Genomic DNA, 13,129 nt, shown 5'->3' on the forward strand with positions numbered 1-13,129 from the left:
TTTGCAATATGATAAAATCGTCTATAGATAAAAATTTTTATTTTTCTGCATCCGTATTTGTTTTGCCGATACTTTTTGTAATGCTAATGTGGATTAGCTTTTATGTGAATTTGCATTATTATCCTGAAATGTATCAGTTCGGAATATTGCCTAAAACCTTTAAAGGATTACGAGGTGTGGTTTGGCATATTTTTATTCATGGAGATTTTAAACATTTACTTAATAATTCCATTCCGATTTTCTTTTTGGTCATGGCTTTAAAGTATTTTTACCGTCAACAGTTCTGGCAGGTTTTGTGTTTTGGAATTTTATTCGGTGGAATAGGGACGTGGCTAATAGGTAGGAATTCGTACCATATTGGGGCTAGTGGATTGGTATATTGTTTGGTGAGTTTCCTTCTTTTTAAAGGTTTTTTAACGAAGTATTATCGTTTGGTTGCGTTGTCATTAACGATTGTGTTGTTGTATGGAGGAATCATTTGGTACATGTTTCCAAATCCAGAAACTTTAAATGGCGGTGTTTCTTGGGAAGGCCATTTTGCAGGTTTTGTAACAGGGATGACAATGGGTATTTTCATAAAAACACCACAATTTGAAAAACCAATTTTTTACGATTGGGAGCATCCTGATTTTGATCCTTCCGACAAACCTTTTTTTAAACAATTTGATGAGAATGGAAATTTCATCAATCCGCCAAAACCTGAACCTGAAATCATTGAAGAAACAGAAGTAGATTCGTATTTTAAATCTTCGGTTAGAGTGATTTACGAGTTTTTAAAGTTCAAATAAAAAGACTTATATAATTGAGAGTTTCAATCATATAAGTCATATAAGTGTTTTTTTCTAAAATTAAAGTAATCTTTGTCTCACTACTTCATATAAAAAAGCACCACAAGCTACCGAAACATTTAAAGATTCGATAGTTCCATACATAGGTAATTTTGCTTTTTCATCCACTACTTTTAAAACGGATGGATTTACGCCGCGTTCTTCGTTACCCATGATAATCGCTACAGGAACTTTAAAATCAATATCGTAAATGGTTTGTTCTGTTTTTTCTGTTGCTGCAACAGTTTTGATATCGCAACTTTGTAAATGAAATACAGCGTCTTTAATATGATCTACTTTACAAATTGGGATATTGAATACCGCACCGGCACTTGTTTTAACGGTATCGCCATTTACGGGAGCCGAACCTTGTTTTTGAACAATAATTCCATTCACGCCAACACATTCTGCTGTTCTAATGATAGCGCCAAAATTTCGAGCATCAGACAATTGATCTAAAACTAAAAACAAAGGTGTTTTGCCACTTTCTAAAGTTTGTTCAATTAAAGCATCTAAATCGTGAAAAGCAATTGGTGAAATAGTTGCTACTGCACCTTGATGATTTAAAGATGTAAAACGGTTCAGTTTTTCGACTGGAACATAGCTAAAATTAACATTGTTTGCTTTTATAGCTTTCATTAAATCTTTCATTAAGTCGCCTTGCGCTTCTTTCTGAATAAATACTTTGTCTATAACTGCGCCAGAATGAATGGCTTCAATTATGGCTCTAATTCCAAAAATTTGATTGTCGTTTTTCATGTGTCAAAGGTAAAAAAAAAAGAGCACCTTTTGAAGAAGTGCTCTTTAATTTGTTTTATGTTATTTCTTTTTCTTGATTTTTTTAATTTTTTTTGAAGAACTTGAGGTTTTACCTTGTTCTAGCTGTACGCCATTTGAATCAGTTAACGTGTAAGTAGTTCCATTTCTATTTATTGTTCCCACATATACATATGCATTTGGATTACCGTTTTCAGCAGAAACCATATCTGTATTCAAGACGCCACTAAAAGCAATTTCTCTAGAAAAAACACCTTGTTTTGCTACTGTAACAGTAAAAGGGATATCTTGATTTGGTGCAGGAGTAGCAGCTCCCAATGTCCAAAAGCTGGCAAAAATATCATAATTTCCATTAGCTAAAGCAGAAGTTTCAATGTTTTCAGGACAGCTTGTGTAACTCGATTCTACTACGTTTCCACCTGCATCATACAGTTCTAAATCTAAATCAATATCACAAAAATCGTGTGGTTGTCCATCAATACCTAAATAAGTTCCCGTCCAATCTAGGGTAGTAGATAGGTTGGTAGAAGTTAAATTGTTTATTGTTATATTCATTTCTGTTCCTTCAGCTACTAATCCTTTCAAATTTCTTCTTGATACTACATAGACTTTAAAGTTTTCTGTGCCTTCCGGAATAAAATCAGCAATAGTTTCAATGGTAAAAGTGAAGTTTGTCGTGTAAGGTGGAACTTCGAATACATAACCTACTGGACCACCATTTTCTTCAATCGCAACACAACTTGGATCGTTACTTAAACAGCCGTTTTGTATGTAGTAGTCCAATTGATCATCAGCAGTTCCATTTGGAGCAATTATTAATTTGTATTCAATTGGGTCGTTAATCGCTTTGTCTAGTGTAAATTGAAGATCTATTGGTTGTCCTTCAATAACTGAGTATGATTTGCTAACTGCTGATAAAGTGGGTTTGTTTTTTTTACCTAAATCATCTTCATCATCATTACAAGAAACGTATATTAAACTCGATAGCGTTAGTGCTACTAAGTATATAATTTTATTTACTGTTATTTTCATGTTTTTTTAATTAAAGTTTTGTGTAAACGGCTCTGTATTTTCTTAGACCAGCTGCACGAACAACTGTGTAAGTCATTGTAATCTCAACAACGTTTCCGGTTAAAGGGTCTAGAGTAACTTCGTTTTGGTCGTCTTGGCTTCCTTTTACTAAATTTGGATAATAATCTCCTAAGAATTGTTGAGGTATTATAATTGTTTGGCAAACGTCATTAAAAATAAATCCATTTCTTGGAGCACCAGATGTAGTTAAGTCATCTAGACCGCCTAATGCTAAATCTCCAAATTCTGAAGTTGAAGAAGTCACATATTCACCTACAGTTCCAGTTGAAGTTATAGTTTCTGTTGTAAAACTATACACAGCACCATTGTCGATTCTTGTAACCTCTAGAGTGTAATCTCCCGCTAAAGCAGATTCACATTTTGCAATTGTGATTGTAATTTGTTTGTTAGCATCAGAAATTACCGCATTATTACTAGAAACTTGTGTTAAATTAATTACTATAGTTTTTGGAGTATTTCCAGGTAAAACTGTTGGGTTAATAGTTATAGGTAATAATACAAAATCTGATCCTGCAGGTATAGTAATTTGATTGCCTGTAATGTCAATTGTGTAATCTGTACCTTGTAAAGCAGTACTTGAAGCATCTACTGAAAATTGAACAGTAATATTGCTATTAGAAGGAGTTCCATTGCTTCCGCCAATTAAATCTATTGGTTCAGTAACCTGTACAGGGTTTACATCTGCACTTGTATAAATGTAAGATGATTCACTTTTTTTAAACCCTACAATGTGTGCTCCGGATTTAAAATCTTCCACATCATCTTTTACACATGAAAACAAAAGTACTATTGAAAAAAGCGCTAGTGTTATTTTTTTAAAATTATTCATATTTTTCATATTAATTATAGATTCCAAAATACTCTACTTGTAAAAGCTTGAGATTCATTTTGCGCTGGAACATTTGCGGTGTTACCAGAAATTTCTGAACTTGGATATAAAAGACGAACAGGTCTAGATGTTCCAGGAGCTACTGTTGATAACGGGACATGAGCTGGGAAACCTGTTCTTGTATTTTCTATCCAGGTTTCAATACCGTTTATTCCGTTTAAAGCTATCCATTTTTGATTGATAATAGCTTCAATTTCATTTCCTGTTGATGCATTCCAATTTACTAATGAAATGGCTTGGTTGTAATAAGCAGTTGCATCTGCAGCAGATAATCCAAAAAATTTATAGGATTCTGTTATTCCACTTTCGTACAAGTTTTTTGCAACTCCAGGTAATAAATTTCTTTGAACTGCTTCTGCTTGTAAGAACAAACTTTCGGCCGCTGTAAAAATGATTCCATCTTGTGCATTACTTGTTAATAAGCCCGTTCCTACATGAGAAACTGGATAATTTGTGGATGCATTTAAAACATCTCCTTGCTGATGACCTGCGTAAGTTCCATTAGAAGCAGCAGAATAGATTCTGTTTCTTCTTCCATCATTAGTGTTGGTAAGGTAAGTGATGGTGTATTTAGTTGCAGCTGTAGAAGACCAATTGTTTAAAAATGCACCTGTTGAATCTAAAAATAATGAAGCAAATGCATTTGGTTTATTGTTGTTAAATCCTGGGTTAATTCTGATATTATCATTTGGACCTAAAAATTGAGCATTCGCAGCAACTAATTCCTGCATTTCGGATTGTACATAAGCAGCAGATGAAGCTTTTTGTGATTCACGAATTAGGATCTTTAATTTTAACGTGTTGGCTAATTTTTTCCACATCGCCATGTTACCTTGTAAGATTACGTCGTTAGCTCCTGGGTTTATGGCTGAAGAAGGTGCGTTGTCTATAAGTGAAACCGCTTGTTCTAATTGCACTACTAAATTGCGATAAATTGCCATGTCATCATCATAAGCAGGTGTTAAGTTTTGTCCTCTTTTATGTGCTTCAGTATAAGGAATGTCGCCATATAAATCTACTAAATACTGAAAATATTTTGCTTTCAATATTTTAGAGATTGCTTTGTAATATTCGTAATTTGGTTCTTCAGAATTAATGATGAAAGTAAAGTTAGATGTTCTTAACATTAGGTTTTCAAAAATACCTGAATAAAAATCTGACGTTACATTATAGGTGTGTTCGTTGAAATAATAACTTGAGTTCGAAGCACCAACATCTCTAGTCCAATTGTTCATCATTAAATTACCAAGTTGGTTCATATTCGTTGAAAACGTAGAATATGTGTATACTTGACTTGCTGCTAAAACATTTTCAGGTTTTATGTTTTCTGACGAAGGATTGTTTGGGTCTTCATTTACATCTAAATAGCTGTCACATGAAGCAAGAGTAACAACAGTAGCAAAAGCCATTATTGCATTTCTGTATATTGAGTTTTTTATTTTTTTCATAGTTATTAGAATGAAATGTTTACGTTAAAACCATATGTTCTAGTTGATGGTCCTTGAGCTGATGTACTTAAACCTACATTGTTACCTGTTGTAAATGAAAATTCAGGGTCACTGTAGTTTCTGTTTTGTTTTGGTAATACCATAAACGCGTTTCTAACATTGAAGCCAATAGATAGTGCGTCGATAAAAGTTTTACTTAAAGCTTTTTTGTTAAAATCATAAGACAATGCAATTTCTCTGCATTTAAAAGCTGTAGCATCTAACACAAAATTCTCATCAATTTCTCTATAAATTCCTGTGAAATAATTCTGATCTCCTGAGGTTGTTACACTAGTGTTAGGTGAAAATACACCAGGCGAAGTTTCTATTACAGAATTTGGAAAAATAAAAGGATCTCTTCCGTTTTCTGCTGTAACAATATCAGATCCATTCTGAATTAAATCATCTTTTGTTCCTGAGTAAAAAACGTGTCCTGTTCTGTAATCAAAAACTGCTGAAAGTTTTAAATTTTTATATTTTACATTGGTAGATAAACCTAAAATATAATCTGGAGTTGTTTTTCCTAAGTTTTTGTTTGCTTGTTTTAAAGGATCACCTGTAGCAGCATCAATAACAACATTTCCGTTTTCATCTCTTTGGTAACCAACTCCAACAATTGTTGGGAACTGTTGGCCTTCAATAGCTTTTATACCTACTGTTCCAACGAACTGACCTACAGGAACTTCTTTAGAGTTTTCTGAAATTTTTGTAACAGTTGTTTTTGGTGCACTGTAGTTAAATTTAAAATCCCAACTGAAGTTTTTAGTTTTAATTGGAGTGATTCCTAAATCTAATTCTAATCCAGTTGACCTTGTTTCACCCACATTAATTGTAGCTGTATTTGCTCCAGATGAAGTAGATGGTGAAATTTCTATAATCTGATCGGTGTTATCTGAAGAGTAGTAACTGGCATCAAATGTAATTCTTCGTTTTAAAAATTCTACATTTAAGTTAACTTCTTTAGATAAATTCTTTTCATTTACAAGATTGCCATCAGTTATAGCTAAGCTTTGAGCAAATGAATTGATATCTGCATAAGGGAATCCTGCTCCTGTTGCAGGTTGGAAACGGTCGTTAATATCATAAGGTGAAACAACGGCATTACCAACACTTACGATACTTGCAGAAATTTTCATGTAATCTAAAAATGAACTACCTAAATTTTCAAAAGCTTTTGTAGGAATAAATGACATACCAACACTTCCATAAGGAAAAGATCTATTTTTAGCAGATAAAACCGATGTCCATTCTTTTCTTCCAGTTACATTTAAAAATAAATACTCTTTGTAACCTAAGTCTAAATTGGCAAAATAAGCATATCCTCTTTCTTTTGTTTTAATATCATCTATATCAGCATTACCTGTAATGTTAGAGATATTGTATAAACCTGGAACTACTAAATTTTGTCCTTGTGCAGAAATAAAATTTGTTTCTAGGTTTGTGATATTGTTTCCAATGTTCGCTTTTAATGTGATGTCGTCAGTTAAATTGTAATCAAAATTAACCATTAAGTCAGAATATAATCTTCTGCTATTATCATTACTCACAAAATAAATAGATGGATAATTCAATGGAGAATCCCAGTATACAACAGGATGAGTATATCCATTAAAAAATCTATTTCCATTTGATGAAGTACTTCTAAAACTACCTCTGTAAATAGCGCTAATGTTTTTGTTAAATTTATAATTTAATTCTCCAACACCTTCAAATGTTTGAGTTTTTGTGTTTCGTCTTTCGTTTTTTAGTCTCCAATATGGACTTAATTCCCAGTATGTCCAATGCGCTGCGTTATCACCTTGACTGAATTCGCTAACAGGAACATTTACGGGTACTTGTAAAAGTGAATTGTAAACAGAACTTTCAACACCTCCAGCTACATCTGTATTTGAAGAAGTATATCTCATATTTCCATTCACAGATAATTTTCCAGCGGTTTTTCCTGCACTTAAATTAAAGTTATTTTTTTTGAAAATATCACCAGGTACAATTCCTTCAGTAATTTGATTTCCCACGGAAAAATTCATATAACCGTTTTCATCACCAGCAGATATAGCAATAGAATTCAATGCTGTTGACCCTACATTAAAAAAATCTTTGATGTTATTTTTTCTAGCTTCATAAGTGTATAAATTTTGTCCTAAACCCGTTGGCTGTAAACTTCCGTCTAATTCTGGTCCCCAGTTCGTGTTTTCAGTAAAATCTTGCGCCCCTTGATACCCTTGTCCGAATCTTGTTTGTACTTTAGGTATAAATGCTAACTCATCGAATGTATATGTAGAATTTAAGGTTACTTTAAATTTTTCATTGTTTTTAGATCCCTTTTTAGTAGTTACAATAATTACCCCGTTTGAACCTCTCGAGCCGTACAAAGCAGCTCCACTTGAGCCTTTCATTACGTTTACACTTTCAATGATTTCTGGGTTTAACTCTGTGAAAGCGCCCGCTGTAGAAACCACACCGTTAATTACAATAAGCGCTTCGTTATTTCCAGTAATAGACCTAAATCCTCTTAATTGGATTCTAGTGTCTGGATTTACTCCGTTATTAACTGTGTTAATTTGAAGTCCAGATACTTTACCAATCAATCCAACGGCAGCATTAGATGCTTTAGCTTGGTTTAACTCAGAGGATTTAATCAATTGCGTTGAACTTGTAATCTCATCGGGTTTTCTTTTAATTCCAAGTGCTGTAATAACCACGCCTTCGATGGTTTGTGAATCGTCTTCAAGTTTAATATTTAAATTAGAAGAACCTGCAGAAATCTCTTTAGTTTTTGAGCCCAAATAGCTAATTACTAGTGTTTGAGTAGGATCTGCTTTAATGGTGAATTTTCCGTCAATGTCTGTTTGTGTGCCAGAACCGTTTTCTTTTACGACAATACTTGCACCGATAAGTGGTTGTCCAGCTGGATCTGTGACTTTTCCGGAAATGTTTTTTTCTTGAGCTAGTACAAACTGACTAATCAGCAAGAAAAGGAGTAAAGTTAGTTGGTTTAGTTTTTTTTTCATTTGTTTTTTTATAAATAATTTTCACAAAAAAAGACATAATATTATTGACTTGCAAGTAAAGTGTTTATTTTTTTAATAAAAATTTTCTATTTCTCTGATTTTTATAAAGATAATTAAAAATTGGTTTTAAAACTAATTTGAAGAATGGAGTTGCCAAGTTTTATGTCTTGGTTGCCAGAGTTTCCGTTTGCATAGACTAAATTAAATAAGCCTCCATTTGTGAAAAGTCCAATTCCTATGCCTAAACTATAAAGTTGACCTTTGTTATTATTCGCTTTATCTTGATAATAACCAAAATCTGTAACGCTATAAAAATATAGGTTTGAAGATGCTATGTAGCGATATTCTGCAAAAATTCCACTGAAAATATTTCCTTGTAAACTATTTTCGTTAAAACCTCTAATCGATTGAATCCCACCAAAACGATACAATTCATTGGTAAAATAGTCGTTACTTTGAAGGAAATAAGTATCGTTTTTCAGATGAATGTAGTTTTTTTTGTTGAGTTCGAGTAAGTGTTGGATTTGGAATTGTGCGAAAAATTGATTCGTTTTTAAAGTGCTTGTTGTTCTGTTTCCAATTCCGAATTTTGTAAAAATGGAGAATTTATCTGGAAACATCGAGTCGTCAAATTCTATTTTTTTATGTTCAAAAGTAGTAGTTATGAAAGTTGATTTCAAATCTTTTAAATCAGAACTTGCGATTTTTTGTATGGCTTCTGAAATATTGTCTTTATAACCAATAAATGCTTTGGTGTTGTAGTTTATCATGTAACCCAAATCGAAATCAAAACTGCTGTTTTGAAAAATGGTATCTTGTTTAAAAATTTTTAAATTCGTTTTTAAGGCTAATGGGCTCTTGAAAATATAGGCCAAATCTAAGTTAACGTTAAAAGTACTTTGTTTGTTTCCGTCATTCTTCCAGTACAAATTGAAGCGTTCGCCAGAATTCAAATTATTATATAAATTCAAATCTAAATAGCCGTTAAATTGTAACTTTTGTGTTTCTTCATTGTTTCCAAAGCCTAAATAACCATCAAAGCTATTGTTCTTTCTTTTTTCTAAATATAGATATACTTTCGTTGAATCAATTGTAAGTAACACTTCTGGATATTTGGTTTGATTTACAAAAGGTAAAGCGTTAAAATCTGAATGAATTTTTTTAATTGTACTTTTATTGAAAGGCTTTGATTGGTATTTTCTTAAAAAAACTTTTTTAATCCCGCTAGGAAATTGATTGTAGCCTTGAAAAACTAAGTTGTTAATTTTTCTAACTTTATTTAATTCTATGATAATTTCGGCTTGAAGTTGTTTGTTAAATGTGTTGAAATGCTCTAATTTTATTTTTGCTTGAGCAAAGCCTTTCTTTTCTAGAATGTTCAGTTTTTCATTTACATAGTTTTCTATGTTTGAAAGTAGAATAATTTCTGATGTTTTTAGATTTAATAATTCTTTGATTTCGTTAGGAATACTGTCGGTTTTAATCTCAATATTTCGAGTTAAATTTCCAAGTTTATATATAAAGGTAAAACTACTATCGTTGTTTTTTTTAGTTTCTTTCAATTCGTTTTCTAAATAGCCAATCTTTAGTAAGCTTTTATTGAAATTATTTTGAAATTCTAATAAATTCTTAATTTCTTTATGCGTTTTGATATAGCCAATACTATCAATAATTTTATTTTCAGTTGAAGTGCTTCCTTCAATTTTTAAATAAAACTGCTGACCATATATACAAGTTGAAAATAAAAATAAGAATATAAGGTATTTCATAGGGTAAATATAACGTAATTTTTTAAGATTTTATTTTGTTGTTTGAAGTGAAAGTAATCTTTTGTGAAACAAATTTTCAATATTTTGGTTATCAAAAAGTTATAAAATAAAAAATAAATATAATAGGGTTTGGATAATAAAAAATATTTTCTACCTTTGCATCCCTTAAAATAAGGTAACAATAAACAAGTTTAATTAAAATTTAATTATGCCAACAATTCAGCAGTTAGTTAGAACAGGAAGAACCAAAATAACTAAGAAGAGTAAATCGGCGGCTTTAGATTCATGTCCTCAAAGAAGAGGTGTGTGTACTCGTGTTTACACTACGACTCCAAAAAAACCAAACTCAGCGATGAGAAAGGTTGCTAGGGTTCGTTTAACAAACGGAAACGAAGTAAATGCATACATTCCTGGAGAGGGACATAATTTACAAGAGCACTCGATAGTATTAGTTAGAGGTGGAAGGGTAAAAGATTTACCAGGAGTTAGATACCACATTGTGCGTGGTGCTTTAGACACAGCAGGTGTTAAAGACAGAACACAGCGTAGATCTAAATACGGTACTAAGCGCCCTAAAGATGCAGCTAAAAAGTAATTATTAAACACTTTTAAAGAAAAGACATGAGAAAAAGACAGGCCAAAAAAAGACCTCTTTTACCAGATCCAAAATTCAACGATCAGTTGGTAACACGTTTCGTAAACAACTTAATGTGGGATGGTAAAAAATCAGTTGCTTTTAAAGTATTTTATGATGCTTTAGATATAGTTGAGACAAAAAAACAAGATGCAGAGAAATCAGCGTTAGAAATTTGGAAAGATGCATTAACAAATGTTATGCCTCACGTAGAGGTTCGTTCGCGTAGAGTGGGTGGAGCTACATTCCAAATTCCAATGCAAATTCGCCCAGATAGAAAAGTATCTATGGCAATTAAATGGTTAATTCTTTACACTAGAAAAAGAAATGAAAAATCGATGGCTGGTAAGTTAGCGGCTGAGATTTTAGCAGCGGCCAAAGAAGAAGGTGCTGCAGTTAAGAAAAGAATGGATACTCACAAAATGGCAGATGCTAACAAAGCATTCTCTCACTTTAGATTTTAATTCGTACAGAAATGGCTAGAGATTTAAAATTCACGAGAAATATTGGTATTGCCGCTCATATTGATGCTGGTAAAACTACAACTACAGAACGTATATTGTTCTATACAGGAAAATCACACAAAATTGGTGAAGTACACGATGGTGCTGCAACAATGGACTGGATGGCACAAGAGCAAGAAAGAGGTATTACAATTACTTCAGCTGCTACAACTTGTGAATGGAATTTCCCAACTGAGCAAGGTAAGTTATTGCCAAATTCGCAAGCTTACCACTTTAATATTATTGATACTCCAGGGCACGTTGACTTTACTGTAGAAGTAAATAGATCTTTACGTGTATTGGATGGTTTAGTTTTCTTGTTTAGTGCAGTTGATGGTGTAGAGCCACAATCAGAAACTAACTGGAGATTAGCGGATCAATATAGAGTTCCAAGAATGGGATTTGTAAACAAAATGGACCGTCAAGGTTCTAATTTCTTGGCAGTTTGTCAGCAAGTTAGAGAAATGTTGAAATCTAATGCAGTTGCTATTACTTTACCAATTGGAGAAGAAAATGATTTTAAAGGTGTTGTTGATTTAGTAAAAAATCAAGCTATTGTATGGCATGATGCTACTCAAGGTGCTACTTTTGATATCGTTGAAATTCCAGCTGATATGGTTGCTGAAGTTAAGGAATACAGAGATATCCTTATTGAGGCTGTAGCTGATTATGATGATAACTTACTTGATAAGTATATGGAAGATCCAGATTCTATTACAGAAGAAGAAATCAACAATGCGTTGAGAGCTGCTACTATGGATATGGCTATTATTCCTATGATTGCAGGTTCGTCTTTCAAAAACAAAGGAGTTCAATTCATGTTAGATGCAGTATGTAAATATTTGCCATCTCCATTGGATAAAGAAGGTATCCAGGGTATTCATCCTGATGATGCTGAATTATTAGAAGAAGATCAAACTAAAATATTACGTAAGCCAGATGTTAAAGAGCCATTCGCTGCTTTAGCATTCAAAATTGCTACTGATCCATTCGTAGGTCGTTTAGCTTTCTTCCGTGCTTATTCTGGTCGTTTAGACGCAGGTTCGTATGTTTTAAATACACGTTCTGGTAGTAAAGAAAGAATTTCTCGTATTTATCAAATGCACGCAAACAAACAAAATCCAATCGAATATATTGAGGCTGGAGATATTGGAGCGGCAGTTGGTTTTAAAGATATCAAAACTGGAGATACATTGTGTGATGAAAAACACCCAATTATTCTTGAGTCAATGAAATTCCCTGCGCCAGTTATTGGTATCGCTATTGAGCCAAAAACAAAAGCAGACGTTGATAAAATGGGTATGGCTTTAGCTAAGTTAGCTGAAGAAGATCCTACATTTACAGTAAGAACTGATGAGGCTTCAGGACAAACTATTATTTCAGGAATGGGTGAGTTACACTTAGATATTCTTGTAGATAGAATGAAACGTGAATTCAAAGTTGAAGTGAACCAAGGTGAGCCTCAAGTTGAGTACAAAGAAGCTTTTACAAAATCTGCTACACACAGAGAAACTTACAAAAAACAATCTGGAGGTCGTGGTAAATTTGGTGATATCGTATTTAGATTAGAGCCTGCTGATGAAGTGGATGGTAAAGTTCCTGTAGGATTACAATTTATTAATGAAGTAAAAGGTGGTAACGTTCCTAAAGAATATATTCCATCTGTTGAAAAAGGTTTCCGTGAAGCTATGAAAACAGGTCCTTTAGCTGGTTATCAAGTTGATAGTTTAAAAGTGACTTTATTGGATGGATCTTTCCACCCTGTGGATTCTGATGCTCTTTCTTTTGAATTAGCTGCAAGAATGGGTTATAGAGAAGTAGCGAAAGCTGCTGGTGCTATCGTTTTAGAGCCTATCATGAAAATGGAAGTTATTACGCCAGAAGAAAACATGGGAGATATCGTTGGGGATATTAACCGTCGTAGAGGTCAGGTAAATGACATGGGTGATAGAAATGGTGCTAAAACTATCAAAGCAGATGTGCCATTATCAGAAATGTTCGGTTATGTAACTACATTAAGAACATTGTCTTCAGGAAGAGCAACTTCAACTATGGAGTTCTCGCACTATGCTGAAACACCTTCTAACATATCAGAAGCGGTAATTAAAAAAGCAAAAGGTAACGCTTAATTCTTAAGAAA

At 32.9% G+C, this 13,129-nt stretch carries 10 protein-coding genes; 4 read left to right on the forward strand and 6 right to left on the reverse strand.

Going from position 1 to position 13,129, the window contains the following annotated elements:
- Positions 1–8 precede the first annotated feature (8 nt).
- Positions 9–788, forward strand: a complete 780-nt coding sequence (locus G4D72_RS07255) for a rhomboid family intramembrane serine protease (RefSeq protein ID WP_166076989.1) — start codon at positions 9–11, stop codon at positions 786–788.
- Positions 789–848: 60 nt separating this feature from the next.
- On the opposite strand, the gene rlmB is transcribed toward G4D72_RS07255, so the two are convergent.
- The 6 genes from rlmB to G4D72_RS07285 form a co-directional block, all read right to left on the reverse strand.
- Positions 849–1,586 (reverse strand): 23S rRNA (guanosine(2251)-2'-O)-methyltransferase RlmB, encoded by a 738-nt coding sequence (rlmB, locus tag G4D72_RS07260; protein ID WP_166076990.1) that lies wholly within the window; start codon positions 1,584–1,586, stop codon positions 849–851.
- A gap of 60 nt (positions 1,587–1,646) precedes the next feature.
- Positions 1,647–2,636 carry a hypothetical protein gene (locus tag G4D72_RS07265; protein WP_166076992.1) on the reverse strand — a complete coding sequence of 330 codons (990 nt, stop codon included), beginning with the start codon at positions 2,634–2,636 and terminating at the stop codon, positions 1,647–1,649.
- Between the two features lie 10 nt (positions 2,637–2,646).
- A complete protein-coding gene (locus G4D72_RS07270; protein WP_166076993.1) occupies positions 2,647–3,525 on the reverse strand; it encodes a hypothetical protein in 879 nt (292 codons plus the stop codon).
- A 14-nt stretch (positions 3,526–3,539) separates the two neighbouring features.
- Positions 3,540–5,033, reverse strand: coding sequence for a SusD/RagB family nutrient-binding outer membrane lipoprotein (locus G4D72_RS07275; RefSeq protein ID WP_166076994.1), 1,494 nt, complete (start codon positions 5,031–5,033; stop codon positions 3,540–3,542).
- Between the two features lie 5 nt (positions 5,034–5,038).
- Entirely contained in the window at positions 5,039–8,083 is a 3,045-nt protein-coding gene (locus tag G4D72_RS07280; protein ID WP_166076995.1) for a SusC/RagA family TonB-linked outer membrane protein, read from the reverse strand.
- Between the two features lie 113 nt (positions 8,084–8,196).
- Complete coding sequence (locus G4D72_RS07285) at positions 8,197–9,852, reverse strand: BamA/TamA family outer membrane protein (RefSeq protein WP_166076996.1); 1,656 nt, start codon at positions 9,850–9,852, stop codon at positions 8,197–8,199.
- Between the two features lie 208 nt (positions 9,853–10,060).
- On the opposite strand from G4D72_RS07285, the gene rpsL reads away from it, so the two are divergent.
- From rpsL to fusA, 3 genes are read left to right on the forward strand one after another with little or no spacing between them, the layout of a single operon-like run.
- Entirely contained in the window at positions 10,061–10,447 is a 387-nt protein-coding gene (rpsL, locus tag G4D72_RS07290; RefSeq protein WP_166076997.1) for a 30S ribosomal protein S12, read from the forward strand.
- A gap of 26 nt (positions 10,448–10,473) precedes the next feature.
- Positions 10,474–10,950, forward strand: a complete 477-nt coding sequence (gene rpsG, locus G4D72_RS07295) for a 30S ribosomal protein S7 (RefSeq protein ID WP_166076998.1) — start codon at positions 10,474–10,476, stop codon at positions 10,948–10,950.
- A gap of 11 nt (positions 10,951–10,961) precedes the next feature.
- Positions 10,962–13,118, forward strand: coding sequence for an elongation factor G (gene fusA, locus G4D72_RS07300; RefSeq protein ID WP_166076999.1), 2,157 nt, complete (start codon positions 10,962–10,964; stop codon positions 13,116–13,118).
- Positions 13,119–13,129: the final 11 nt, after the last annotated feature.

This window comes from Flavobacterium difficile, assembly GCF_011392115.1.
Classification (GTDB): Bacteria; Bacteroidota; Bacteroidia; order Flavobacteriales; family Flavobacteriaceae; genus Flavobacterium; species Flavobacterium difficile.

Bases quoted from the DNA above. Each gene is read 5' to 3' on its own strand.
- fusA (WP_166076999.1), top strand. From the start codon at position 10,962: ATGGCTAGAGATTTAAAATTCACGAGAAATATTGGTATTGCCGCTCAT.
- G4D72_RS07280 (WP_166076995.1), bottom strand. From the start codon at position 8,083: ATGAAAAAAAAACTAAACCAACTAACTTTACTCCTTTTCTTGCTGATT.
- G4D72_RS07270 (WP_166076993.1), bottom strand. From the start codon at position 3,525: ATGAATAATTTTAAAAAAATAACACTAGCGCTTTTTTCAATAGTACTT.
- rlmB (WP_166076990.1), bottom strand. From the start codon at position 1,586: ATGAAAAACGACAATCAAATTTTTGGAATTAGAGCCATAATTGAAGCC.
- rpsG (WP_166076998.1), top strand. From the start codon at position 10,474: ATGAGAAAAAGACAGGCCAAAAAAAGACCTCTTTTACCAGATCCAAAA.
- rpsL (WP_166076997.1), top strand. From the start codon at position 10,061: ATGCCAACAATTCAGCAGTTAGTTAGAACAGGAAGAACCAAAATAACT.
- G4D72_RS07255 (WP_166076989.1), top strand. From the start codon at position 9: ATGATAAAATCGTCTATAGATAAAAATTTTTATTTTTCTGCATCCGTA.
- G4D72_RS07285 (WP_166076996.1), bottom strand. From the start codon at position 9,852: ATGAAATACCTTATATTCTTATTTTTATTTTCAACTTGTATATATGGT.
- G4D72_RS07265 (WP_166076992.1), bottom strand. From the start codon at position 2,636: ATGAAAATAACAGTAAATAAAATTATATACTTAGTAGCACTAACGCTA.
- G4D72_RS07275 (WP_166076994.1), bottom strand. From the start codon at position 5,033: ATGAAAAAAATAAAAAACTCAATATACAGAAATGCAATAATGGCTTTT.